The sequence below is a fragment of the Cupriavidus sp. GW823-FHT07A04 genome (genome assembly GCF_058794615.1).
Genome location: NZ_JBXAHA010000001.1, coordinates 217,748 through 241,556, shown reverse-complemented (window position 1 = coordinate 241,556; position 23,809 = coordinate 217,748). Strand labels below are relative to the sequence as shown.

Genomic DNA, 23,809 nt, shown 5'->3' with positions numbered 1-23,809 from the left:
TGCCTCCATGCCACATGATCGTGGGGCCGCCCGTCCCGCCAGTGACGCTTTACCCACCTGGGCGCGGGAGCGCGAGGAAGCACTTAAGACGGGTCCGCTGATCAGCCCAGCGCATGTAGGCGGTGGCGAGCATCTCGCTGCCACGGCGCAGCTGCCCAATGCCACCGCATGCACGCTGAATGGCTCAATCGCTCGCCGGCTTGCCGACGGCGCCGGGTTCGCATGCCTGCCTGCGAACCATTGACAGGGAGCACGGCGCCATGACCATCATCCGCACTGCTGCCCTCCTCGAGGCAGCGTTCATCGCGCTGCTGTTGTTGTTGCTGCTGCTGCAATTCCGGCGCGCGCGGGCCAACGGTGCAACGTGGCGCTACCCGGCGGAGGACTCCCCCGCAGCGCAGCCACACCCCGCCAAGGGTCCGAGATTTCGCCAGTCCTGGCGTCAGGGCTGGCGTCAGGGCTGGCGTCAGGGCTGGCGTCAGGGCTGGCGTCAGGGCTGGCGCCCCATTGGCGCACGCCTTGCCATGCTCTCCCCTGGCCGCGTCCAGCGCACCGCCATACGCCCGGAGCCACGGGATGGGCCCCTTGATCCCCGAGGCGATACATCTGACGGGTTCCGCGGCTCCGCGCGAGCATTGCAGCATGATGAAAGCGTGCGCGGCCTGCTGGCCTTGTTGCCATTTGCCATTCTGATGACCAATCCGCGCGGCCAGATCCTGTTGGCCAATGCTGGCGCGGAAAAGCTCTTCGGCTATCGCCAGGAGGAACTGATCGGCGCGTCTGCGGACGCGCTCGTTCCAGGATTGCAGGGCGACAGCGGGACCGTGCGCTTGTCCCGGCCGGCAGGCGGCACGCATGACCAGTTCGCGCGACGCAAGGATGGCACTGAGTTCCCGGCGGAAATCACCGCCAACGATGCCTCGTTCGACAGGGAGCCGCTCCTGCTGACCGTCGTCATCGACCGGACCGAGCGCTACGAACTACAGCGTAACCGGCACGAGCTTGCCCATCTGACGCGTGTCTCCACGCTGGGTGAGCTGGCGAGTTCGCTCGCGCACGAGTTGAATCAGCCGCTCACGGCCATCTTGAGCAACGCGCAGGCCGCTCAACGCTTTATGTCGACGCAGCCTGTCAACCTGGCCGAAGTGCGTGAGATCTTGCAGGATATCGTCGAGGACAACCACCGCGCGAGCGAAGTGATCCGCAGGATTCGCAGGCTGGTCAAGAAGGGCGACCTCGAAGCCGCGCCCATCAGTCTTGAGCGCGTCATTGGCGACGTGGCGCTGCTGGTGCACAGCGATGCGATCGTACGCGGAATCCGCGTGGTCCAGCACACCGAGCCCACGCTGCCGCGCGTCCAGGGCGATAGCGTCCAGGTGCAGCAGGTGGTACTGAATCTGTTGCTCAACGCCTTCCACGCAAGCGAGTCCCGCCCGGCGCGGGACCGCGTGGTCATGGTTGACGCCACGTGCGAAGGCGCCAGCATGGTGCGCGTGGCGGTGCGGGACCGTGGCCCCGGCCTGAGCGCGGACAAACTCGACCAGGTCTTCAAGCCATTCTTCACCTCAAAGCGTGAAGGGCTTGGCCTCGGGCTGTCCATCAGCCGCTCCATCGTTGAAATGCACGGCGGACGCATCTGGGCGCAGAACAATAGCGACCAAGGTGCCACTTTCTATTTCACGTTGCCGGTCGCAGCCAAAACAGAGCCCGTCCATTCGGGGGAACACCCATGAACAACTCCACACCAACCGTCTTCGTGGTGGATGACGACGACGCGGTGCGCCGGGCGCTGATGCGCCTGATTGGCTGCGCAGGCTACCGCGCCGAAGGATTCGGCACGGCGCGGGCGTTCCTCGACAGCGTCTTGTCTGCCGAGAGCAACGCCTGCCTGGTGCTCGACTTGCAACTGCCCGACCTGAACGGCCTGGAGTTGCAGCGCCAGCTCAGCAGCGCGGGCTGGCCGCTGCCGATCGTCTTCCTCAGCGGACACGGCGATATCCCGGCAAGCGTGCGCGCCATGAAAGCGGGCGCGACGGACTTCCTGGTCAAGCCGGTCAGCGACAGCGAGCTGCTGAACGCGATCGAAGCCGCGCTGGGGCGCGCGTCGCAAGCACGCGCGAGCCGCATCGAGATCGAAGCGATCTACAGCCGCATTGACCGCCTCACGCCGCGCGAGCGCGAAGTGCTCACGCTGGTCGTCGAAGGCCGCCTGAACAAGCAGATGGCTTGTGAGCTGGGCACGGCGGAAAAGACCATCAAGGTCCACCGGGCCCGCGTGATGAGAAAGATGGAGGCGCACTCCCTGGCCGAGCTTGTGCGCATCAGCGACAAGGTCGGCATCCCCCATCCGCTCCTTCACCCACCGCAGGGTGCAGCCGCTGCCGCTGCGCCATAACATAGCCCGGGAGAGCCCTGACGCCAACCGCAGCGCTTCAATTGCAGCCCTGATGGCGGGCCGTCCTGGCGCAGGTCTTTCCGCTCGGGCTTGTATAGACCCCCTTGCCATCCTTGGTCTTGACCTCTCCGCCCTTGGTGGTCTGCGTCGTTGTCACGCCGTTCTGGTTCTTCTCCGACGTAAAGCCGTTACCCGTGTTCCGGTTATACCCGGCGGCAGACTCTCCGTTGTTGCAAACCACAGCCCCGCGCGCGTTGGTGGTGCATTCGGCATAGGCGTTCGCGCACAGCATTACGCATGCCAACATGGCTAGCATCTTCATCACGACTCCTTGTTATGGCCAGCACAGACGCCTCGCGCCGGCGCGTCCTCTGCTCAAGAGTAGGTCAGCAGCGCGCGGAGCGCGGCGCCTCCTGCGCTACCGGCCAAGATGGGCGAACGCGTCGTGCATGGATGCAAGCGACACGCTGACCAGCCCATAGAGCGGCGTGCTCATTTCCTCGATCAGGAAGATCGCCCCGGAAGTCGACAAGGCGCACATCATCAACGCGGCGACGATGGTCCCGTTGCGCTCGGCGAACAGCCCGAACGTGCCGAATACGATGGACAGCCACAGCACCAGCACGATCAGCAGGGAGATCGGGATCGAGGATTTTGTCTGCAGCAACGCGAGCCAGCGCGCAGCGAACACGCTATCGACAATCTGCAGGGCCTTCGCCTTCAGCTCGCGCTGCGCGTCGTCGCGCGGCGCAAGCGCCTCCAGCTTGCGCTGAAAGCCTTCCAGCTGGCTGACAGACTCGGCATTGCCAAGCTTTGCCAGCTGCGCCTCGTCCCCGGAGTCGAGTATCTGGATTTTCTCGGCATAGACACGCTTGAGTAAAACGCGAACCTCCTGCGCGTCCGGCCCATATTTGGCCAGTACCCGATCGAGCTGGATGACGCTGGCGGAATTCTGCACAAGCTCGCTGCTCACGGTGTCGAACGTGCCTTTCGCCGACGACACCAGCAGCCCCAGCACCAGCGCCGCCATCGTGGCGATCAGGCCTGTCGCCATCTTGACCACGCTGATGGACTGATCGCTGAGGTGGTGTTCAGGCAGCATGGCGCGCGCCCACATGCCGAGCAGTGAACTGCCGAAAACACAGGCGAACACGATCAAGGCGATGACGAGGTGGTTCATGTCTCACCCCCTGTTGCCGCGATACGGCGAGCCAGGCTCAAGCGCCAGCCTCCACCCCAGCCGCGCTGCGCCGTCACTGTGAACGTGCCGTGCGTGCCGCACGTATCGCGCCAGCAATGTCGCGGCTGACAGCCGCCAGCGCCCGGCTGTGCGCGTCGACGAGGGCGTCATACCCTGCGGCGCCGGCGGGCTCCCGCTCGTCGCTGCGCCCGCTCACCAGTGGCCCCTGCTTTGGCGGCCGTACGGACCACACTACCGAGATGACGGCCGCATCGCCGGGGGCCGAGTCGAACCTCTGGACGTCGACAGACACCAGGTATGCCGTCCCCGGATCGGCCCACTGCGGATAGCTGGACACCAGCGCTCCCGGGAAGAACTGGGCCAGGTCTGCGCCGAGCACGGCCGGGATCTGCCGCTTCAGCGGCTCCGCCCAGCGGGCGAACTCGTCAAGCCTGACCTGGGTCGCACTAACGCGCAGTACCAGTTGCGGACGGTCGACCATCTCCGGCACCGCCACCGGCCCGATCGCGATGGCCACGGGGACATCGGCGTCCGCGCGTTCCTGCGCCCGCGCGGGTGTCAACGTATAGTAGGTTGACCGAGGCGAGCTCGCGCAACCGCCAAGCACCGCCAACCCAAGTGCCGCGGCCATTAAACGAATGGGGCGCATCACTTTTTGTCCTCCGTCTTGCCGCGAAGCAACGCTTCGGGATGGCTCTCGAGGTAGTCCGCAAGCGCCCTGAGCGATGCCGCCGTGCGCGACAGCTCGCGCATTGTCTCCGCCGTGCTTTGCGTCAGCGCGGAGTCGGGCGCGAGCGCGTTGTTGGCTGACTCTAGCGCCGCGCGCGCGGAGACCATGGCGGCGCGCGCCTCCGGAGCCACGTCGGTGTTGAGTGTCTTGAGCAGCCCATCCGCTTGCTGCAGGGATTTGCGCAGATCATTGCCAATGCCCTCGAGCGGCACCTTGTTGAGCTTGGCAATCAGCGCCGTCACCGAGTCCTGGAGCGATTGCAGGCCACCGGGCACGGTCGGCAACTCGGGCGGCTTGGCATCCCAGTCCATCTTGGCCTTGGGCGCCGCCGGGAAGAAATCCAATGCAACGTAGAGTTGCCCGGTGAGCAGGTTGCCGGTTCTCAACTGGCCGCGCAGACCATGCTCGATCAGGAACTGCGCCAGCTTATGAGGCTCGTCCGTCAGCCTGCCTCCCTTCGTGCCCGACTCATAGCGGGAGGTGAAGCGCTCCGGATAGATTCGTATCTCGACCGGAATGCTGAACTCTTTCTTCTCCCGGTCGAAGCGCGTGTAGATCCCCGTTACCTCCCCCACCACGATGCCGCGGAAGTCGACTGGCGCACCGACCGCCAGCCCTCGCACCGACTCCTTGAAGATCAGCACGTAGGTATCGGCAAACCTGTCATGACGCTTCATCGCCTCCGCGCGGTCGTGGAACAGACCGAATTCAGTGTTGGCCTCGGCCGGCGGGCCGTCCGCCGAATCCTGAGGCGATTGAAACGCAACGCCGCCGATCAGAATCGCGACCATCGATTGCGTATTGACCTTCACGCCACTCGTGTCGAGCGACACATCGATGCCACTGGCATGCCAGAAGCGCGTGTCGGCCCGCACATACTTGTCGTAGGGTGCATTGATGAAGACGCGCAGCGTGACCCCATTGCCATCCGCGTCGAGGGTGTAAGCCGTAATCTGGCCGACCTGCAGGCGCCTGAAGAAAACAGGCGTGCCCACATCGAGCGAGCCCATATCCTCGCTCTTGAGCACGAACTCCCGCCCGGGGACGTCCTTAGCGACGGCGGGAGGGTTCTCAAGGCCGACGAAGTCACGCCGCGCGTTGGCCTGCGTGCCGACATCCGTGCCGATGAACGAGCCGGACAGCAGCGTACCGAGGCCGGACACGGTGCCACCGGAAACGCGCGGCCGCACCACCCAGAAGCGAGTGTCGTCGACCAGCAAGGAGGTGGCGTCCTTGGCCAGTTCGGCCCTCGCAACCACACCGCCGTGGTCCTTGGACAGCGCGACGCTCTTGACCACGCCGATGTCCACGTCCTTGTACTTGATCTTGGTCTTGCCTGCCTCGATCCCCTCGCCCGTCTTGAAACTGATGGTAATGGTCGGGCCCTTCTGCAAGACAGCCTGCACCGCGAGCCAGCCGCCGATCAACACCGCAACCAGCGGCACCAGCCAGACCAGCTGCAGGCGCCAGCGCGAGCGCGGCTTGACCACCGCCTCGGGGAAATTGGGCGAGCCCGGCTCGTCGCGCCGTTCGGGCGGCTCAACCATGATCTTTCTCCGTGGCGTCCCAGATCAAGCGCGGATCGAACGACATCGCGGCGAACATCGTCAGCACAACCACCGCGCCGAACGCCACCGCGGCCGGGCCGGCCTTGATCGTCGCCAGCGCGCTGAACTGCACAAGTGCCACCAGGAGCGTGATGACGTAGATGTCGAGCATCGACCAGCGCCCTACCAGCTCCACCAACCGATAGATGCGCGTCTTCCTCTCAAGCAGCCACGGCGAGTGGAACTGGACCGAGATGACGAGAAACAGCAGCGCGATGATCTTGAGCATCGGCACGGCGATGCTGGCAATGAACACGACGGCGGCCAACAGCTTGGCGTCCGAGGTCCAGAGATAGACCACGCCGCTCAGGATCGTGTCCTGCTGCGCGCCAAACAGCGAGCTTGTGTCCATCACGGGCAACGCATTGGCCGGAATGTAAAGGATCATCGCGGCAATCAGGAACGCCCAGGTGCGCGCGATGCTGGCCGGCTTGCGAAAGTGCAGGTGCGCACCGCACCGCGGGCAGCTGCCTTCATGGGCGTGCGGGGGCGGTTTCGACAGCATCCCGCAGCCGTGGCAAACGAGAAGCCCCGCCCGGGCCGCCGTGGCAGCCGACGCGGTAGTCACACCACCCGCTCCATGCACGCTCGATGCCGCCTCCATCCGCGCCCACAGGTCGCGAGGATCGAACGCGGCGGTGGCGGCGGCAAGCAAGAGCATCACCCCGCCGAACGCCCACAGCGCGACGCCGGGCACCACGGTAGCGATATGGGCGAGCTTGACCAGCGCCACCAGCATGCCGAGGATCAGGACCTCGGTCATGCCCCACGGCGCCGCCATCTCCAGGATGCGAAACGCTACGTCGGGCCGGCGCGGGAGCCGTTGCAGGCGCAGCGGCAGCAACAGGTACACCATCGCCGCCATCCGCAGCAGCGGCATCATGAGCGTGGTGACGAACACGAGGCCGGCCAGCGGCCACATGCCGTCGCGGTACAGTATCCGGACCGCGCCGAGGAGCGTGCTCTGGACCAGGTCCCCGTTCACCGACAGCCCCACCACCGGGTACGCATTGGCGACGCAGAACAGCACCATTGCCGCGAGCGTGAAGGCAAGCGCGCGATCCACGCTTTCCGGCCGGCTCCGGTAGAGCTCCGCGCCACAGCGCCGGCAACGCGCAATGCCGCCGGGCGGCAGCGCCGCCTCGCGCTGCAACAGGTCGCACTCGTGGCAGGCGATCAGGCGCGCGGTTGTCATGGCCGTGGCTGGCTGGAGCTGGAGACGGACTCCCCTTGCCGTATGGGCGCGCCGCCGTCACCGTACGCCACCGGGGTCATGCGCTCAGCGTCGATCACCCAGCCGCCCCCCATCGCCTTGTATAGCGCAACGCTGGAGGCGAACACCGTTCCCTGCGCCTGCGCATAGCTCAGTTGCGCGTTGAACAGGCTACGCTCGGCGTCCAGCACTTCAATGTAGCTGGTGTATCCGCCCTCGTAGCGCAGCCGCGCGAGCCGCGCGTAGGTTCGCAGCGCCTCGACCTGGCGGCCCTGCACGACGAGCCTCTCGCGCGTCTTCTGCAGCGACACCAGCGCGTCCTCGACCTCCTGGAACGCGACCTGAATCGCCTTTTGATAGGCGAACAGCGCTTGTTGCTGCTGCGCCTCGGCCTGCCTGACCTGTCCGCCGATATTACCCGCGGTGAAGATCGGCACCGTCACCGCGCCGGCGTATGACCACAGCCGGGCCGGGCCGGTGAAGAGCGACGAGAACTGGCCGCTTGCCGTGCCGAACACGCCGGTCAGCGAGATCGACGGGAAGTAGAGCGCGCGCGCCGCGCCGATCAGTGCGTTGGCGGCGATCAGGTCCTGCTCGGCCTGGCGCAGGTCCGGGCGGCGCGTGAGCAATTCGGATGGCAGGCCAGCCGGCACCATGGGCAAGGCCAGGTCGTCCAGTCCCCGGCCACGCAGGATCGGCTGGGGATTCTGCCCCAGCAGGATCGACAGTGCGTCCTCCTGTTGCGCGATCTGGAGTTCGATCTGCGGGATGGTCGCGAGCGAGGACTCGTACTCCGACTGGCTCTGCGCCAGCTCCATCTGCGACACCTCCCCGCCGCTATAGCGCAGCTGGAAGACGTGCACGGAATCTGCCCGGCTGGCCACGGTTGCCTTGGCAATTTCCATTTGCCGGTCCAGCGACAGCAGGTTCACATACGACGACGCAACGGCAGCCACCAGCGTCAGGATGGTCGCACGCCGGCCCTCCTCGCTCGCCAGCAAGCGCGCGCGCGCGGATTCCGTCTGGCGGCGCACCTTGCCGAAGACATCGAGCTCCCACGAGGCCGAGAGTGTCGCCTGGTACTGGTTGATGACCGGCCCGACACCGGGCGGCAATAGCGCGGAGCCGACCGGCACGCGCTCGCGCTGTGCGTTGGCGAGCGCCGAGACTTGCGGGAACAGCTGCGAGCGAGTGCTCTGGAACTGCCCGAGGAACTGGTCGACGCGCGCCGCTGCAATCTTCACGTCCTTGTTCTCGGCCAGCGCTATCGTAATCAGGTCGTTGAGCACGGGATCCTGGAACTGTACCCACCACGTCGTATTGACGACATCCTTGGCTTCGGCCTCGGCAAAGCGGAAGGCAGGTGGCGCGTCAACGGCCGGGCGCTGGTAACTCGGCCCGAGCAGGCAGCCGCCGAGCGTCAGCAAGGCGATAAGCGAAAGCGCCGAAGTTCGCATGTCATTCGCCCTCGTGCCTGGCAGACGGCGTAGCCGCCGGAGCACCCGGGCCCGCGCCGGTGGGGCCCGACGGCGGCTCGCCGGGCGCACCGCCCTGCGGGCCCGGGGTCTTCTTGCCCCCGCCGGAGCGCTCCGACATCGACTCCAGCGCGTAGTAGAACATCGGGATGAAGAACACCGCGATCGCCGTCGCGCCGAGCATGCCGCCGATGACGCCGGTGCCGATCGAGTGCCGGCTGTTGGCCGACGCGCCGAGCGCAATGGCCAGCGGCACGCAGCCGAGGATGAAGGCCAGCGAGGTCATCACGATCGGGCGCAGCCGCTCGGCCGCCGCCGTGACGGCGGAATCGTAGACCGACGCCCCCGCCTCGCGGTTGAGCACCGCGAACTCAAAGATCAGGATGGCGTTCTTGGCGGCCAGCGCGACCAGCATCGTCAGGCCGATCTGAAAATAGACATCGTTCTCGAGGCCGCGCAGCAAGATGGCCAGCAACGCGCCAAACAGTGCGAACGGCACCGCCATCAGCACACCGACCGGCAAGCTCCACTTCTCATATTGCGCGGCGAGGATCAGGAACACCATGATCAGGCCGAACACGAACACCAGCCCCGAAGTACCGCCAGCCTGCCTGGCTTCATAGGCTTCGCCGCTCCACCCCACGCCGTAGTCGGGCGGCATCACCTCGTCAGCCACCGATTCCAGCGTGGACAGAACCTGTCCGGAGCTGTAGCCCGGTGCGGCGTTAGCGGTAATCTTGACCGCCGGGAAGTTATTGAAGCGCGTCACCAGGTCCGGACCGGTGACGAACCTGGTGCTCATCACGGCCTTGAGCGGGACCATGCTGTTGGTCTTGCTGCGCACGAAGATCTGATCCAGATCCCCGGGCTTGAGCCGGTACGAGGGCTCGGCTTGCAGGATGACCTGCCACAGCCGGCTCGAGCGGTTGAACTGCGACACGTACAGCGAGCCGAACATGGTCTGCATGGCGCTGTACACCTCCTCGATCGGCACGCCCAGGGTCTCCGCCTTGTCGCGGTCCACGCTGACCAGCAGTTGCTGGGACGCCGCATTGAAGGTCGAGGTGACGCGAGCGAGTTCCGGCCGCTGCTTCGCCTTGGCCATGAAGTCGTTCACCACGCCTGCGAGTTGGGGAATGCTGGCATCCCCCTTGCTCTGGATCCACATCTCGGTGCCGCCAGTCGTGCCGAGCCCCGGGATCGACGGCGGATTGACCGGCAGGATGATCCCCTCCTTGACCTGGGACAGGTTCTCGTACGCGCCGATCAGCACGGCACGGGCGTTCTGCGTCTTGATGTTGGCAAATTTATAGCGCTCGTCGAAACTCTTGAAGCCGATAAAGAAGGCTCCCGCGTTGTTCTTGTTCTGGCTATCCAGCAAGCTGAAGCCATCGACCACCGTGACGCTGCTCACGGCCGGCTGCTTCATGAAGTAGTCGGTGACGTGCTGGGACACGGCCCCGGTGCGATCCAGGCTCGCCGCGTCCGGCATGATCACCGCGCCGAGCAAATAGCCCTGGTCCTCCGGCGGCAGGAACGAGGTCGGGATCGAGCGCATCATGAACACCGCGAGCACGATCATGCCGGCGAACAGCAGCAGCGCCACCACGAAGCGCTTGATGATCAGCTTCACCATGCGCGTATAGCCAGCGGTCATCCGCGCAAAGGCATTTTCGAACCACTTGAAGAAGCCTTTCTTTTCGTGGTGCCCGGGCTTGAGCAACAATGCCGCCAGCGCCGGCGACAGCGTGAGCGCGACCAGTCCGGAGAACACCACCGAGATCGCAATGGTGATGGCGAACTGCTTGTACAGCTGCCCGGTGATGCCGCCAAGGAAGGCAACCGGCACGAACACCGCGCACATGACCAGCACGATCGCCACCACCGGCCCCGAGACCTCGTCCATGGCCCGTTTGGCGGCGTCCTTCGGGCTCAGCTTGTGGACGTTCATGTTTCGCTCGACGTTCTCGATCACGACAATGGCATCGTCCACCACGATGCCGATGGCCAGCACCATGCCGAACAGCGTCAGCATGTTGATCGAGAATCCGAGCATGAGCATGCCCATGAAGGTGCCGACGATCGACACCGGCACCGCCAGCACCGGGATCAACGTGGCGCGCAGGCTCTGCAGGAAAACAAAGACCACGATCACGACCAGCACGAGGGCTTCGAAGAACGTATGGATAACGTCCGAGATCGACGCGCGAGTGAACTCGGTCGTGTCCATCGCGATGCTGTACTCAAGGCCTTCGGGAAACGATTTCTTCATCTCCGCCAGCGTCTTGCGTACCTGGCTGGACACATCGAGCGCATTGGCGCCCGGCTGCTGGTAGACGGCGATGACCGTTGCCGGTTTGCCCTGGAACTTGCTGCGGATCGAGTAGTCCTTGCGGCCGAGTTCGGCACGGCCGATGTCCTTGAGGCGCACGATCGCCGCCTCGCCGTTTGCCGCGCGCAGGATGATGTTCTCGAACTCGGCCGGATCGCTCAGGCGGCCAGTGGTGGTGACGGCAAAGGATTGCTCCACCGCCGCGCCGGTTGGCGACTGGCCGATGCTGCCGACCGCGAACTGCTGGTTCTGGTTGGCGACGGCCTTCTGCACGTCGGAGGCCGTGATGCCGAGCTGCGCCATGCGGTCAGGCTTGAGCCAGATGCGCATGGCGTAGTCGGGGTTGCCGAAGATGCTGGACTGGTTCGCTCCGGGCACGCGCTTGAGCCCATCGAGCACGTAGATGTTGGCGTAGTTGGCGATGTAGGTCGAATCGTAGCGATCGGTGGGCGAATAGATGGCGATGACCATCATGAACGCCGAAGATTTCTTCTGCACCTGAATGCCCTGCGCCTGCACCGACGACGGCAGTTGCGGCAGCGCCAGGTTCACGCGGTTCTGCACATCGACCTGTGCCAGCTCCGGATTGGTGCCGATCTGGAAGAAGACATTGAGCGTGAAGTTGCCGGTCGATGAACTCGACGAGTTCATGTAGATCATGTTGTCCGCGCCGTTGACCTGCTGCTCGATCGGCGCGGCGACATTATTGGCAACCACGTCGCCGGTGGCGCCTGGGTATGTCGCCGAAATCGTGATCTGCGGTGGCGTGATGTCGGGATACTGCGCGATGGGCAGGCTTAGCATCGCCAGCGCGCCGCCAAGCGTGATCACGATCGAGATGACCGACGCAAAGATCGGCCGTTCGATGCAGAAGTGGGAGATGTTCATGTGGCCTGCCCGGTCAGTTCGTTGCGCCAGGGGCAGACTGGCGCTGCGAGAGGCTCTGCTCTTCGCTGCGCGGTTCAGCGGCGGCGGCACTCTTGGCCGGCGCCTGGGTTATCTTCAGCGGCGTGTCGGCAACCACGCGAATGGCGCCGTCGACGACGATCCGCTCTCCGGGCTTCAGGCCCTCGGTGATGAACCAGTCATCGCCGTGCCACTCTCCGACTTCGACCACCCGCTGATGGCCTTTCGCATCCTTGTCGACGGTCCAGACGAAATGGCTCTTCGATCCCTGCAATACCGCGCGGCGCGGCACCAGGACCGCATTCGGGCGCACCGCGCCCGAAACCCGCGCGCGCACGAACTGTCCGGGGCGCAGGGTGCCTTGCGGGTTGGCGAACGAGGCCCGCACGAGGAAGGTGCCGGTCTGTGTGTTGAAAGCGGGGTTGGTAAAGTTGATATGCCCGCGAGCCGGGAACACGCTGCCGTCGGCAAGCACGACAGCCACCTCGAAATCGTTGTTCGCCGGAAACCGCAACTGGCCTTTCTCCACCTGGCCCCGGTATGTCAGCAACTCATTCTCGGAAATGCTGAAGTTCACCCACATGGGGTCAAGCTGGTAGATGTAGGTCAGCAAGCCCGTTGCCGCCGCGGTCACGTAGCTGCCGTCCTGCTGCCGCGCAAAGCTCGACAAGCCGGTGAGCGGGGACTTGATCGTGGTGTAGCTCAGGTTAAGCTCGGCGGTCCGGACCTGGCCCTTGGCCGCGATCACGGCGGCCTCCGCCTCCTTCTCGTTGCCCGTTGCGTTGTCAAGATCCTTCCGGCTGAGGGCGTTCTGAGCGGCAAGCGGAATCACGCGGGCAAGATTGGCCTTGGTCACGGTGAGCCTGGCCTCCTGCTGTGCAAGCTGGCCCTTGGCCGACTGCAGCACCGCTTCGAATGGCGCGGCGTCCATCATGAAGAGCACCTGCCCGGCATGCACAAGTTGCCCCTCGGTATAGACGCGCTTTTCCAGGAAGCCGTCGACGCGAGCGCGAATCTCGACCTCGCGCGAGCTTTGCGTCTGGGCGGTAAATTCGAAGTCGACCGGCGTGTCGCGCTGCGACACGGTCATGACCGTCACCTCGGTGGTCGCGCGCGGCAACTCGTTCGCCGGTTTGTGGCAAGCGGCAAGCAGCAACAACGCTGCACCGGCAAACGCGAACCGCAACCAGGCGCGGCTGCGCACACGCCCGACGGCTGCAATCCGCGGAGGTGAAATCAGTTTCGTTGCCATGTCTGGATCCCCAGCTGACCGCGCCTTTCTTCTACATCTGCTGCGTTCTCTACTGAACGGTGTATCCGCGACCGGTCATGCACGCCCCCACCGCCCGATTGAATGTCGCCATTTCCTGGGAGACCTGTTGCTGCCCCGCCTGCTGCTGCTCGGCCGCGGCCTCGTTCTTGCGGCGCTGGCGCACGCCGCCGGCCGCCGTGCCGGTGACCGCGCCGATCGCGGCGCCCTTGCCTGCATCGCCGGCAATCGCGCCAATCGCCGCACCGGCCGCTGCGCCACCGGCCGCGCCCCTGAGGCGTCCGCCTTGCTGTGGCGGCGCTGCAGGCTGGCCGGCTCTCTGCGCGATGGCGACCGGATCCACGCCCGTGGTCTGCTTGGCCCACTGCTGGCACGCGGCGGTGTCCGAACTCTGCTTCTGCGGGCTCTGCCCCTTGGCGGGATAGATGATGGGTTGCTGCGCGCCGGCGGCTAACGCCAGCGCGCACACCATCAGGCCAATTACGATTCGCAGCGTGCGTTGCATGGTCGTCTGCCAGGTCAGCGGCTGAGCTTGGTGATCTTCTGGCCTTGCACGCCCAGGCCGGCCATCAGCCCCTGCTGCCCGTAGATGAAAGCGTAGACGTCCGAACTCAGCGTGGTGGTGGTCAGGGATTTTCCCATGCCTTCATCGACCACCACAACGCTCGGCCCGACACCGACCGACAACCCGTTACGATCGTTGAGATCGGTGAGAGCCGAGTCGGTCATGAAGAACATGGCCTCCGAAAAGGTCTGGGCACCTGCCTGCAGGCCATACGAAACCGCCGAGGCGTTGTAGTAGCCCAGCACCGTGCCATCCGGGCCAAACATCACCCCGTTGCCACCTTGCGCGCCCACGATAAGGCCCGCTTTCATGATGTCGGGGAAGACGAGAACCCCCTTGGACCGGGCCAGGAGATCCTTGGTCTTGGGATTCGTATCATTGAGCTTTTGCAGTGCACCGCGCGCACTAGCTTCGAGCTGTGGATTGTTCCCTACGGTTGAAGTCTGCTGGGTAGAGCAGGCCACCGCGACCAGCAACAGGGGAATCGCGAGGATGAACCGAAGGGTCTTGATCATGATGCGTGCTCCAAGCATGAGAATTAACGACACTGACGACGCTGTGTAAAGCGCAGGCCCACCGAGCATTCTTCCGGGGTCTGATCCATAGTGATATCCGAGACCGGCTAAAACAATGGGACCTTGGTCCAATAGCCGCTAGACCGCCGCGGTGGCTGCCGCGCTACGGAGGTGGATGGATGGCCGCACGCACGACCCGGATGAGAATCTCGTCGTCGAACGGCTTGCGCAGATAGGCCGCCGCGCCAGCGGCCAAGGCCCGCTCGCGAGTGCCGATCTCGTCGTGTGCCGTGATGAAGATCACGGGAATGCCGCTGCCCGCAAGCCGGCGTTGCACCTCAAGCCCGTTCAGGCCCGGCATCTGGATATCGAGCACGATGCAGTCCGGACGATATGCCGGTATGGAATCGAACATGTCCAGGAACTCGTCACCGCTCTTGAACGTGTCCGCTGACAGGCCGACAGAGCGCAGGAGCCGTTTGATGGCACGGCGCACCGATTCGTCGTCATCCACCACTGCGACGAACGGCTTGACTTTGCTCATGGCGACATTCCCCACACAGGCAGCGCAGCACCCAGCCTGATTCGACGCTAGGTTGAGCGTATGACAGTTGCCTGACTGCAGATATGGGACTTTGGTCTAACAGGCGGGGGAGAGGGGGAGACGCCGCAACAGCGTGTACCGTGGCGGCCGCAATCCGGGTCTTTAATGCTGCGCGCTCAACAAGCCGGCCACGGTCTTCGCGCCAGCCTGATCGGCGATCTCCCGCGCGGTCAGCCCGCGGTTGTCGCGCAGCTCGGGCCGGGCGCCTCTGGACAGCAGCAGGCGCACCGTATCGACCTTGTCGTAGCCGGCCGCCCACATCAGCGCGGTGAGCCCGTTGGCGTAGAGGGTGTTGACGTCCACGCCAGCGTCCAGCAGTTGCCGCACCACGCCGGCATGACCCTCGCCGGCCGCGTAGATCATGGCGGTCTTGTCGACGCGATCCGTGGCGGCCAGCTCCGCATGGCGCGCCAGCAGCATCGCCACAATCTCATCAAAGCCGCCGAAGGCCGCGGCCATCAGCGGCGTCACGCCCTGCACGTTGGCCTGGCTGACGTCGGCGCCATGCTCGACCAGCGTGCGCGCCATCTCGGTCAGCCCGCGTTTGGCCGCGGTGAGCAGCGGCGTATCGCCGATGCGGTTGCGCGCATTCACCGCCGCGCCCTGCTGCAGCGCCGCGCTCACCGCCGCCGCGTCGCCGGCCCGGGCGGCCGCGAGCAGGCGGGCATTGAGGCTGATGTCGTCATCGGCCCTGGCCGGCAGGCACAGCGTTCCGATGCCGCATAGCAACGCAGCGGCAAGCCGCGCGCGCCACCCAGTGCGTCCGTTCATGTCCGTCCCCCGCCGCTGCCGTTGACTACGTTGCCAGCCTTATCGCGACATCGTTGCTGGCTAGGTGTGGAGCTAAGTGTGGAGGTTAGGACGCGCAATTTCAAGGAGCGTCCACAGGCATGCTGCAGCGCGGCGAACACCAGTTTGACGCGCGCCGCGATGCGGGTTGTTTTGCCTGCACTCTTGCCTATACTGCTTGTGACCCGGGCCGCCACAGTGTGCGACAAGCACGCCCTTTCGCCCTGGGAAAGCCGGGGCACGAAGAATTCAAAAAAGGAGCTTCCCATGCTCTCATCCCGCAGCCATGCCCGGGTGACCCTCCCCTTGCTGTTGCTTGCACTGGCCGCCGCGGCCGCCGCGCTCATTCCCGCAGCCTTCGGCGCGGACGAAATCCAGGGCGGCGCGACCACCCCGGGCGCGGCCATGACCCGGCCCCTCCCGCCGGTGACGCAGGCACAGCTCGACGCGGCCGGCAGCAACGCTAACGACTGGGTGCATTCGAATGGCTCCTACGTGCAGACGCGCTACTACCCGGGCAGCCAGATCAACACCAAGAATGTGGCAAAGCTGAAACCCGCGTTCCTGTTCCAGACCGCCGTGCTCGAGTCCATGGAGACCGCGCCGATCGTGGTCAACGGCGTGATGTTCCTGACCACGTCCTATAACCACGTCTATGCGATCGATGCCGTGACCGGCAAGGAGTTCTGGCACTACAAGCACAAGATGGGGCCGATCACGACCTTCTGCTGCGGCCCGAACAACCGCGGCGTGGCAGTCAGCGCAGACCGCCTCTTCATGGGCACGCTCGACGCCAAGCTGGTCGCGCTGGACGCCAAGACCGGCAAGCTGCTGTGGGAAACGCAGATCGCCGATCCCGAGCTGGGCTACTCGGAAACCATGGCGCCGGTGGTGGTGGACGACAAGATCCTGATCGGCACCAATGGCGGCGAGTACGGCATCCGTGGCTTCCTCAAGGCGTATAGCGCCACCGACGGCAAGCTGCTGTGGACCTTCTACACCATCCCCGAAAAGGGCCATGAAGGCGTGTGGGCCACCAAGGATGCCACCGGGCGCGACATGAAGCGCGACATCGCGGCCGAGAAGAAACAGCTCGCGGACAAGGGCGGCGATTTCTACAAGGCGCTCGGCGGCGGCGTGTGGATGCCGCCGGCGATCGACCGCAAGAACAAGATGGCGATCTTCGTGGTCGGCAATCCGTCGCCCGACCTGTATGGCGCCATCCGCCCCGGAGACAACCTCTATACAGATTCGATGGTCGCGGTGGACCTGGATACCGGTGCCTACAAATGGCACTCGCAGTACATCGCCCATGACGTATGGGACCTGGACGCCGCCAGCCCGCCGATCCTGGTCGACGTGCGCGACAAGAACGGCCAGATGATTCCCGGCGTGATCCACGGCGGCAAGACCGGCCACGTCTATGTGCATGACCGCCGCGACGGCCGGCTTATCCGCTTCTCGCAAGCCATGATCCCGCAGGAAGACATGTGGACCCTGCCCACGGCCAATGGCGCACGCATGCTGCCGGGCGCCAATGGCGGCGTGGAATGGTCGCCGATGGCCTTCAACCCGAAGACGCGGATGGCCTATGCCGCCAACCTGCACCAGCCGATGACTTACCAGGTGGAAGCCTCGCCCTACCCGGGCGGCAAGCTCTGGCTGGGCGGCGCCTTCAAGACCATCCCTGCGGAGGCGCAGTGGGGCAAGCTCTCCGCGGTGAACATCGATACCGGCAAGGTGGTGTGGGACTACAAGACCGACCAGCCGCTGATCGGCGGCGTGCTCGCGACAGCCGGCGGGCTGGTCTTCAATGGTGAAGGCAACGGCCTGTTCCGCGCCTTCGACGCCGCCACCGGCAAGAAGCTGTGGGAGTACCAGTGCGGCGCGGGCGTGAATGCGCCAGCGGTGTCCTACATGGTCGGCGGCAAGCAGTACATCGCGGTGGCGGCCGGCGGCAATACGCAACTGGACTTCAAGCGCGGCAACAGCGTGCTGGTGTTCGCGGTGCAGTAGGGCAATAGGGCAATAGGGATGCGTATCCTGTCCTATCTGGCCCGGCCCCGGCGGTTAGCGCTGCCGGGGCCGGCGCTTCTGGCGGGCCTGCTGCTGGCAGCCGTCGCCAGCAGCGCGCACGCCGATCCCGACGCCGGCAGGCGCAAGGCCGAATCGTGCGTCGCCTGCCATGGCCCGATGGGCAACGCCAGCAATCCACTCTATCCGGTGCTGGCCGGCCAAACCGCACGCTACATCTACCTGGAACTAAAGGATTTCAAGGAAGGCCGTCGCAGCGACCCGATGATGACGCCGATGGCGGCGCCGCTGTCGCGCGAGGACATGCTCGACCTGGGCGAGTATTTTGCCGCGCAAAAACCCATCGCCTCGCAGTTCAAGGCCGACGGGCAAAAAGTGGAAGCCGGCAGGAAGAAGGCCGAGGAAGTGCTCTGCACCATGTGCCATCTCGGCGGCTTTACCGGGCAGAATGAAATTCCCCGTGTGGCGGGGCAGCAGTATGCGTATATCGTCAAGCAGCTCGAAGACTTCCGCTCGCGCAAGCGGACTAATGATGCGGGGAGTATGACTAGCGTGGCTCGCGGGCTGTCGGATGCGGATATTCAGAATCTTGCTAGTTATATTGCTAATTTGCAGTAGGGTTTTTGGGAGGCTGGGGGGCCATACGACATCGCCCTTGCGTGGTTGGTCGCTGTTTGTTTGAGCGGCGTTGGTTTTTGCACCCAAAAACCATCGCCGCAAAAAGAAACAGCAACCAACCACGCAAGGGCGATGTCGTACGGCACTTGGGTCCAAAAACCAACGCCGCAAAAAGAAACAGCGACCAACCCCCAATTACCAACTCTCAAATAAAAAAACGGGGCTTGCGCCCCGCTCAAACCCTCGTCGGTCCGGACCTCCGGCCATCAACAACATAGCCACCGGACCGCCGATCACCGATGCTCGGTAACAGGCCCGCCTCTCGGCCGGGCCCGTTGATCTCTATCAAATCAGTTGGTGGTCTTGGCGCCTGCCTCGAACCACTGGCCCAGCAGCGCGCGCTCGTCATCCGTGATCTGCGTGACGTTGCCAAGCGGCATGGCCTTTTGCTGCACCGCCTGCTGGTAGATCATCTGCGCATGCGCCTTGATCTCGTCGGCGGTATCGAGCTTGATACCCTTGGCGGCGCTCGGCATCATCTTTGGCGCCGCGGCGTGGCACTGGATGCAGCGCGAGTTGATGACTTCCTGCACCTGGGTGAAGCTCACCTGCGCGGGAGCTGCACCGTCCTTGCTGGCGACCACCTCACGCGGCACCGGCGCGATCATCACCGCGACCACCGCCAGCACGGCCACGCCGGCAGCCGGCCACGCGACGTTGATCTTGCCCTTGTGCTTGAGGATGAAGAACTGGCGAATCAGCACGCCGGCCAGCATGATCAGCACCAGCACGGCCCAGTTGTACTTGTAGCTGTAGGTCATGCTGTAGTGGTTCGACAGCATGGCGAACAGCACCGGCAGCGTGAAGTACGTGTTGTGCACGCTGCGCTGCTTGGCGTTCTTGCCATGCACCGGATCCACCGGATCGCCCGCGCGCAGCGCGGCAACCACCTTGCGCTGCCCCGGGATGATCCACACCAGCACGTTGGCGCTCATGATGGTCGCGATCATCGCGCCGGTCAGCAGGAAAGCCGCGCGGCCCGAGAACACGTGGCAGGCCACGAACGCGGCCAGCGCCACGTAGATCGCCACCAGGATGCCGACGGTGCGGTCGCTCTTGCCGAACACGCGGCAGATGCAGTCGTACACCACCCAGCCCACGCCAAGATACGACAGCGCAAACCCGATCGCCGCGCCCGGCGACATGTCCATCACGTTCTTGTCGATCAGGAACGTGCTGGCGTTGAACAGGTACAGCACCACCAGCAGGCCGAAGCCGGTCATCCAGGTGGAATACGACTCCCAGTAGAACCAGTGCAGGTTCTCCGGCAGCGTCTTGGGCGCGCTCAGGTATTTCTGCGGGTTGTAGAACCCGCCGCCGTGCACCGCCCACAGTTCACCGCCCACGCCCTTCTCCTGCAGGTCTGGGTCGTCGGGACGGGTCAGGCTGTTGTCCAGCCAGACGAAATAGAACGAGGAACCGATCCACGCGATCGCCGTGATGACGTGCACCCAGCGCAGCAGCAGATTGGCCCAGTCGAGGATATAGCCTTCCATGTCTTGTCTCCTTTATTGCCCGTTGCCGCGCTTAGCTGCCACGGTAGGTCGAGTACGACCAGGGGGAGACCAGCAGCGGCACGTGGTAATGCGCGCTGGTGTCGGCGATGCCGAAACGCAGCGTCACCACGTCCAGGAAAGCCGGCTCGGGCAGCTTGGTGCCCTGGGTGCGGAAATAATCGCCGGCGCCGAATTCGAGTTCGTACACCCCGACCGCCATGGTGTCGCCATCCAGCAGGGGCTGGTCGCAACGGCCATCGTGGTTGGTGACGACTGTCTTCAGCGTCTCCTTACGATTGTCGACAATTTTATGCAGGGTAATCGACATGCCGGCGCCGGGCGTGCCGGCTGCGGTGTCGAGTACATGTGTGGTCAAGCGTCCCATCCTGTTATTCCTTAGGGCTTTGGGTTGTGAGAGGCGCCGCTGCCTTCACTAGCACCATTTGTGGGAATGGTGCCCGCTCGGTACGTATTTCTAACGCATCCCGGCGCTGGACTGGTGCATGGCGACAATGCTTCGCACCACTCCGGATGGCAACTCAGGAATTACCCTGACTTGTCGAAAACCTAGCTCGGTTTTGTTGACAATATTGCCGTGCTAACCAAATAATTGTCAACAATTTTTGGGGCGCGCCACTCTGCTTCACCCCGCTTACACGGCGCGCTGCTCCCCTCCTCACCGATACGCTGGTGCCAAGATGTCCAAGAGTCTCAAGCTGATCGCCGGTGCCGATGACACCGCCGCCCCGACCGAAATCAAGCCCGCCCGCAAGGGTTCCGTCGAGGAGCGCATGTATCACGAGATCTATGACGCGATCATGGAGCACCGACTGCCCCCGCGCACCAAGCTGACCGAGCACTCGCTGTGCGAAATCTATGCCACCGCGCGCCACACGGTGCGCAAGGTGCTGGCGCACCTTGCCGCCGACGGCATGGTGGACCTGGAGCCCAACCGCGGCGCCTTCATCGCCAGCCCCTCCACCGACGAGGCGCACGACATGTTCGAGCTGCGCCAGATGCTGGAGCGCGCGGTGCTGGAGAAGCTCGCCGGCATGCGCGACGTCAAGCGCGTGATCGCGCCGCTGCGCAAGATGGTGGAGGCCGAGCGCCAGGCCTTCCTCACCAATGAGCGGCCCAAGTGGATCCGCCTGTCGGCCGAGTTCCATACCGCACTGGCCGAGCTTTCGGGCAATGCGCTGCTGGTCACCATGATGCGCCGGCTGGTGTCGCGCACCACGCTGATGATCGCCAGCGTCGAGGCGCCGGGCAATAACGCCTGCTCCTTCGATGAACACGAAGAGATCCTCGACGCACTGGAACAGGGCGATGCCGCCCTGGCCCAGAGCCGCATGGCGCACCACCTCGGCGCATGCGCGGACCGCGTGCAGCCCGATGAACCGGGCAATTTCGATCTTCGCAGCGTGCTGGGTCACTCCACCTAGCAAGTTGTTCCCGTTGCCAACCTGCGGCCAAGGCCCGATTCCTGCTCATGAGAAACGCGTCCCCGACGATGCGCGAAGCCGGAGTCACATACCGAGAGCCACCCCGCCCGGCAGCGTTCCCATCAAATCCAAAGGAGAGGAGACACATCCATGACTAGCGCTAGCACCACGGTCACAACGGACCAAACCAACGAGCGGCTGCCTTCGGGCCGGCTGCTTGCGCTCGGCCTGCAGCACGTGCTGGTGATGTATGCCGGTACCGTCGCGGTGCCGCTGATCATCGGCGGCGCGCTCAAGCTGCCCAAGGATCAGCTCGCCTTCCTGATCAATGCCGACCTGTTCGCGGCGGGCCTGGCCACGCTGATCCAGGCTTTCGGCTTCTGGAAGTTCGGCATCCGCATGCCGGTCATGATGGGAGTGACCTTTGCCTCGGTGGCGCCGATGATCGCCATCGGCTCCGACCCCAACGTGGGCCTGCTGGGCATCTACGGCGCGGTGATTGCCGCGGGGGTGTTCGGCATCCTGGTGGCGCCGCTGATGGGACGCATGCTGGGGCTGTTCCCGCCTGTCGTCACCGGCACGGTGATCACGCTGATCGGGGTGTCGCTGATGCGGGTGGGCATCAACTGGGCGGCCGGCGGCCAGCCCACCACCCGTGCCGTGATCGACGGCGTGGTCAAGGATGTGCCAAACCTCGCCTATGGCGACCTGGGCAACCTGGGCATCGCGGCGCTGGTGCTGGTGGCGATCCTGCTGCTGAGCAAGTATGGCCGCGGCCTGATCTCCAACTGCGCGGTGCTGCTTGGCATCGTGATCGGCACCCTGGTGGCGATGGCGCTGGGCAAGGTCTCCTTCGAAGGCCTTAGCGACGCCAGCGCGATCGCGCTGATCACGCCGCTGCACTTCGGCATCCCGACCTTCGACCTTCCGGCCATCCTGTCGATGTGCGTGGTGATGCTGATCACGCTGGTGGAATCCACCGGCATGTTCCTCGCGCTGGCCGACATCACAGGCAAGCGCCTGTCCAACGAGGACCTGACCCGCGGCCTGCGCGCGGACGGCCTTGGCACCGTGATCGGCGGCGTGTTCAATACCTTCCCCTACACCTCGTTCTCGCAGAACGTGGGCCTGGTGACAGTGACCGGCGTGCGCTCGCGCTATGTGGCAGTGGCTGGCGGCATCATCCTGATCGGCCTGGGCCTGTTCCCGAAGATGGCGCACATCGTGGCCTCGGTGCCGCAGTTCGTGCTCGGCGGCGCGGGCATCGTGATGTTCGGCATGGTGGCCGCCACCGGCATCCGCATCCTGGGCTCGTGCGATTTCAACCGCAACCGTTTCAACCTGTTCATCGTCGCCATCTCGATCGGCTTCGGCATGATCCCGACGCTGGCGCCGACCTTCTTCCAGTACCTGCCCAAGTGGACCGACCCGTTCACCCACAGCGGCATCGTGCTGGGCACCATCGTGGCAGTCGTGCTCAACGTCTTCTTCAACGGCATCCAGTCGCGTGAAGAAGCCATGCGCAACGCCGCGGCCAACTCGCACGGCACGGAATAAGTCCAGCCGGCGGCGGCCGGCACAGTTTCCTGAAGAACCATGACCCTGATGACAAGCCACAACTATCCACGCGATCTGATCGGTTACGGCAGCCAGCCGCCGCACGCCCGCTGGCCGGGCGGCGCGCGCATTGCGCTGCAGTTCGTCCTCAACTACGAAGAGGGCGGCGAAAACAACGTGCTGCACGGCGATGCCGGCTCCGAGCAGTTCCTCTCCGAGATCATCGGCGCGGCGGCTTACCCCGACCGCCACATGAGCATGGAGGGCGTGTACGAGTACGGCTCGCGCGCCGGCGTCTGGCGCATCCTGCGCGAGTTCGAGCAGCGCGGGCTGCCGCTGACGATCTTCGGCGTGTCAATGGCATTGCAGCGCCATCCGGACCTGACCCGCGCGTTCGTCGAGCTCGGCCATGAGATCGCTTGCCATGGGTGGCGCTGGATCCACTACCAGGGCATGGACGAAGCCACCGAGCGCGAGCACATGCGCATCGGCATGCAGATCATCAAGGAGCTGACCGGATCGCTGCCACTGGGCTGGTACACCGGCCGCGACAGCCCCAACACCCGCCGCCTGGTGGTGGAGCACGGCGGGCTGCTGTACGACTCGGACTACTACGGCGACGACCTGCCCTTCTGGACCGAGGTGGAAGTCACCGGCGGCGAAAAGAAGCCCCACCTGGTGGTGCCCTATACGCTCGACTCCAACGACATGCGCTTTGCCACGCCGCAAGGCTTCAACACCGGCGAGCAGTTCTTCCAGTACCTCAAGGACGCCTTCGACGTGCTCTACGCCGAGGGCGATCCGCAGGGGCTGGATCGCCCCAAGATGCTGTCGGTGGGCATGCACTGCCGCCTGCTGGGCCGCCCGGGCCGCATGCGCGGGCTGCAGCGCTTTCTCGACTACGTGCAGGGACACGACAAGGTCTGGATCTGCCGGCGCGTGGATATCGCGCGCCACTGGGCCGAAACTCATCCCTACTCCGCACAGAACCACGCCTAAG

At 64.8% G+C, this 23,809-nt stretch carries 21 protein-coding genes; 7 read left to right on the top strand and 14 right to left on the bottom strand.

Features of this window, described 5'->3' with window-relative positions; translation table 11 throughout:
* The first annotated feature begins 260 nt into the window (after positions 1 to 260).
* Together AC1Q7Q_RS01110 and AC1Q7Q_RS01105 are read left to right on the top strand one after the other, a co-directional pair.
* Entirely contained in the window at positions 261 to 1,733 is a 1,473-nt protein-coding gene (locus tag AC1Q7Q_RS01110; RefSeq protein WP_492374125.1) for a sensor histidine kinase, read from the top strand.
* A complete protein-coding gene (locus tag AC1Q7Q_RS01105; RefSeq protein ID WP_492374124.1) occupies positions 1,730 to 2,395 on the top strand; it encodes a response regulator transcription factor in 666 nt (221 codons plus the stop codon). The genes AC1Q7Q_RS01110 and AC1Q7Q_RS01105 overlap by 4 nt, the downstream gene beginning before the upstream one ends.
* A gap of 37 nt (positions 2,396 to 2,432) precedes the next feature.
* Here the strand turns inward: AC1Q7Q_RS01105 and AC1Q7Q_RS01100 are convergent, their stop codons facing one another.
* The 12 genes from AC1Q7Q_RS01100 to AC1Q7Q_RS01045 all read right to left on the bottom strand — a co-directional run bounded on the left by AC1Q7Q_RS01100 (position 2,433) and on the right by AC1Q7Q_RS01045 (position 15,584).
* Positions 2,433 to 2,717 carry a hypothetical protein gene (locus tag AC1Q7Q_RS01100; protein ID WP_492374123.1) on the bottom strand — a complete coding sequence of 95 codons (285 nt, stop codon included), beginning with the start codon at positions 2,715 to 2,717 and terminating at the stop codon, positions 2,433 to 2,435.
* Positions 2,718 to 2,813: 96 nt separating this feature from the next.
* Complete coding sequence (locus AC1Q7Q_RS01095) at positions 2,814 to 3,575, bottom strand: bestrophin-like domain (RefSeq protein ID WP_492374122.1); 762 nt, start codon at positions 3,573 to 3,575, stop codon at positions 2,814 to 2,816.
* Between the two features lie 73 nt (positions 3,576 to 3,648).
* Complete coding sequence (locus tag AC1Q7Q_RS01090; protein ID WP_492374121.1) at positions 3,649 to 4,245, bottom strand: PqiC family protein; 597 nt, start codon at positions 4,243 to 4,245, stop codon at positions 3,649 to 3,651.
* Entirely contained in the window at positions 4,245 to 5,873 is a 1,629-nt protein-coding gene (locus tag AC1Q7Q_RS01085) for a PqiB family protein (RefSeq protein WP_492374120.1), read from the bottom strand. Before AC1Q7Q_RS01085 ends, AC1Q7Q_RS01090 begins: the two co-directional genes overlap by 1 nt.
* Positions 5,866 to 7,128 (bottom strand): paraquat-inducible protein A, encoded by a 1,263-nt coding sequence (locus AC1Q7Q_RS01080; protein ID WP_492374119.1) that lies wholly within the window; start codon positions 7,126 to 7,128, stop codon positions 5,866 to 5,868. The genes AC1Q7Q_RS01085 and AC1Q7Q_RS01080 overlap by 8 nt, the downstream gene beginning before the upstream one ends.
* The gene (locus AC1Q7Q_RS01075) at positions 7,125 to 8,603 is read right to left on the bottom strand and encodes an efflux transporter outer membrane subunit (RefSeq protein ID WP_492374118.1); all 1,479 of its coding nucleotides are present in this window, start codon (positions 8,601 to 8,603) and stop codon (positions 7,125 to 7,127) included. The genes AC1Q7Q_RS01080 and AC1Q7Q_RS01075 overlap by 4 nt, the downstream gene beginning before the upstream one ends.
* Position 8,604: 1 nt before the next feature.
* Entirely contained in the window at positions 8,605 to 11,841 is a 3,237-nt protein-coding gene (locus AC1Q7Q_RS01070) for an efflux RND transporter permease subunit (RefSeq protein WP_492374117.1), read from the bottom strand.
* A gap of 13 nt (positions 11,842 to 11,854) precedes the next feature.
* Positions 11,855 to 13,063, bottom strand: a complete 1,209-nt coding sequence (locus AC1Q7Q_RS01065) for an efflux RND transporter periplasmic adaptor subunit (RefSeq protein WP_492374116.1) — start codon at positions 13,061 to 13,063, stop codon at positions 11,855 to 11,857.
* Between the two features lie 97 nt (positions 13,064 to 13,160).
* Positions 13,161 to 13,634 (bottom strand): glycine zipper domain-containing protein, encoded by a 474-nt coding sequence (locus AC1Q7Q_RS01060; RefSeq protein WP_492374115.1) that lies wholly within the window; start codon positions 13,632 to 13,634, stop codon positions 13,161 to 13,163.
* Positions 13,635 to 13,648: 14 nt separating this feature from the next.
* Positions 13,649 to 14,209, bottom strand: coding sequence for a lipid-binding SYLF domain-containing protein (locus AC1Q7Q_RS01055; RefSeq protein ID WP_492374114.1), 561 nt, complete (start codon positions 14,207 to 14,209; stop codon positions 13,649 to 13,651).
* A gap of 163 nt (positions 14,210 to 14,372) precedes the next feature.
* Positions 14,373 to 14,753: a response regulator transcription factor gene (locus tag AC1Q7Q_RS01050; protein ID WP_492374113.1), complete on the bottom strand. Its 381-nt coding sequence runs from the start codon at positions 14,751 to 14,753 to the stop codon at positions 14,373 to 14,375.
* A gap of 162 nt (positions 14,754 to 14,915) precedes the next feature.
* Positions 14,916 to 15,584, bottom strand: coding sequence for an ankyrin repeat domain-containing protein (locus tag AC1Q7Q_RS01045; protein WP_492374112.1), 669 nt, complete (start codon positions 15,582 to 15,584; stop codon positions 14,916 to 14,918).
* Between the two features lie 285 nt (positions 15,585 to 15,869).
* On the opposite strand from AC1Q7Q_RS01045, the gene AC1Q7Q_RS01040 reads away from it, so the two are divergent.
* Together AC1Q7Q_RS01040 and AC1Q7Q_RS01035 are read left to right on the top strand one after the other, a co-directional pair.
* Positions 15,870 to 17,618, top strand: coding sequence for a pyrroloquinoline quinone-dependent dehydrogenase (locus AC1Q7Q_RS01040; RefSeq protein WP_492374111.1), 1,749 nt, complete (start codon positions 15,870 to 15,872; stop codon positions 17,616 to 17,618).
* Between the two features lie 18 nt (positions 17,619 to 17,636).
* Positions 17,637 to 18,254 (top strand): c-type cytochrome, encoded by a 618-nt coding sequence (locus AC1Q7Q_RS01035; protein WP_492374110.1) that lies wholly within the window; start codon positions 17,637 to 17,639, stop codon positions 18,252 to 18,254.
* Between the two features lie 350 nt (positions 18,255 to 18,604).
* On the opposite strand, the gene AC1Q7Q_RS01030 is transcribed toward AC1Q7Q_RS01035, so the two are convergent.
* Positions 18,605 to 19,810 (bottom strand): urate hydroxylase PuuD, encoded by a 1,206-nt coding sequence (locus AC1Q7Q_RS01030; RefSeq protein ID WP_174423889.1) that lies wholly within the window; start codon positions 19,808 to 19,810, stop codon positions 18,605 to 18,607.
* 31 nt (positions 19,811 to 19,841) lie between these two features.
* The gene (gene uraH / locus AC1Q7Q_RS01025) at positions 19,842 to 20,195 is read right to left on the bottom strand and encodes a hydroxyisourate hydrolase (protein ID WP_043344662.1); all 354 of its coding nucleotides are present in this window, start codon (positions 20,193 to 20,195) and stop codon (positions 19,842 to 19,844) included.
* A gap of 313 nt (positions 20,196 to 20,508) precedes the next feature.
* Here uraH and AC1Q7Q_RS01020 point away from each other — a divergent pair, with 313 nt between their 5' ends.
* The 3 genes from AC1Q7Q_RS01020 to puuE all read left to right on the top strand — a co-directional run bounded on the left by AC1Q7Q_RS01020 (position 20,509) and on the right by puuE (position 23,808).
* Complete coding sequence (locus AC1Q7Q_RS01020) at positions 20,509 to 21,252, top strand: GntR family transcriptional regulator (protein WP_174423888.1); 744 nt, start codon at positions 20,509 to 20,511, stop codon at positions 21,250 to 21,252.
* 150 nt (positions 21,253 to 21,402) lie between these two features.
* Positions 21,403 to 22,809, top strand: coding sequence for a nucleobase:cation symporter-2 family protein (locus AC1Q7Q_RS01015; protein WP_043344656.1), 1,407 nt, complete (start codon positions 21,403 to 21,405; stop codon positions 22,807 to 22,809).
* Between the two features lie 48 nt (positions 22,810 to 22,857).
* Entirely contained in the window at positions 22,858 to 23,808 is a 951-nt protein-coding gene (gene puuE / locus AC1Q7Q_RS01010; RefSeq protein WP_492374132.1) for an allantoinase PuuE, read from the top strand.
* Position 23,809: the final 1 nt, after the last annotated feature.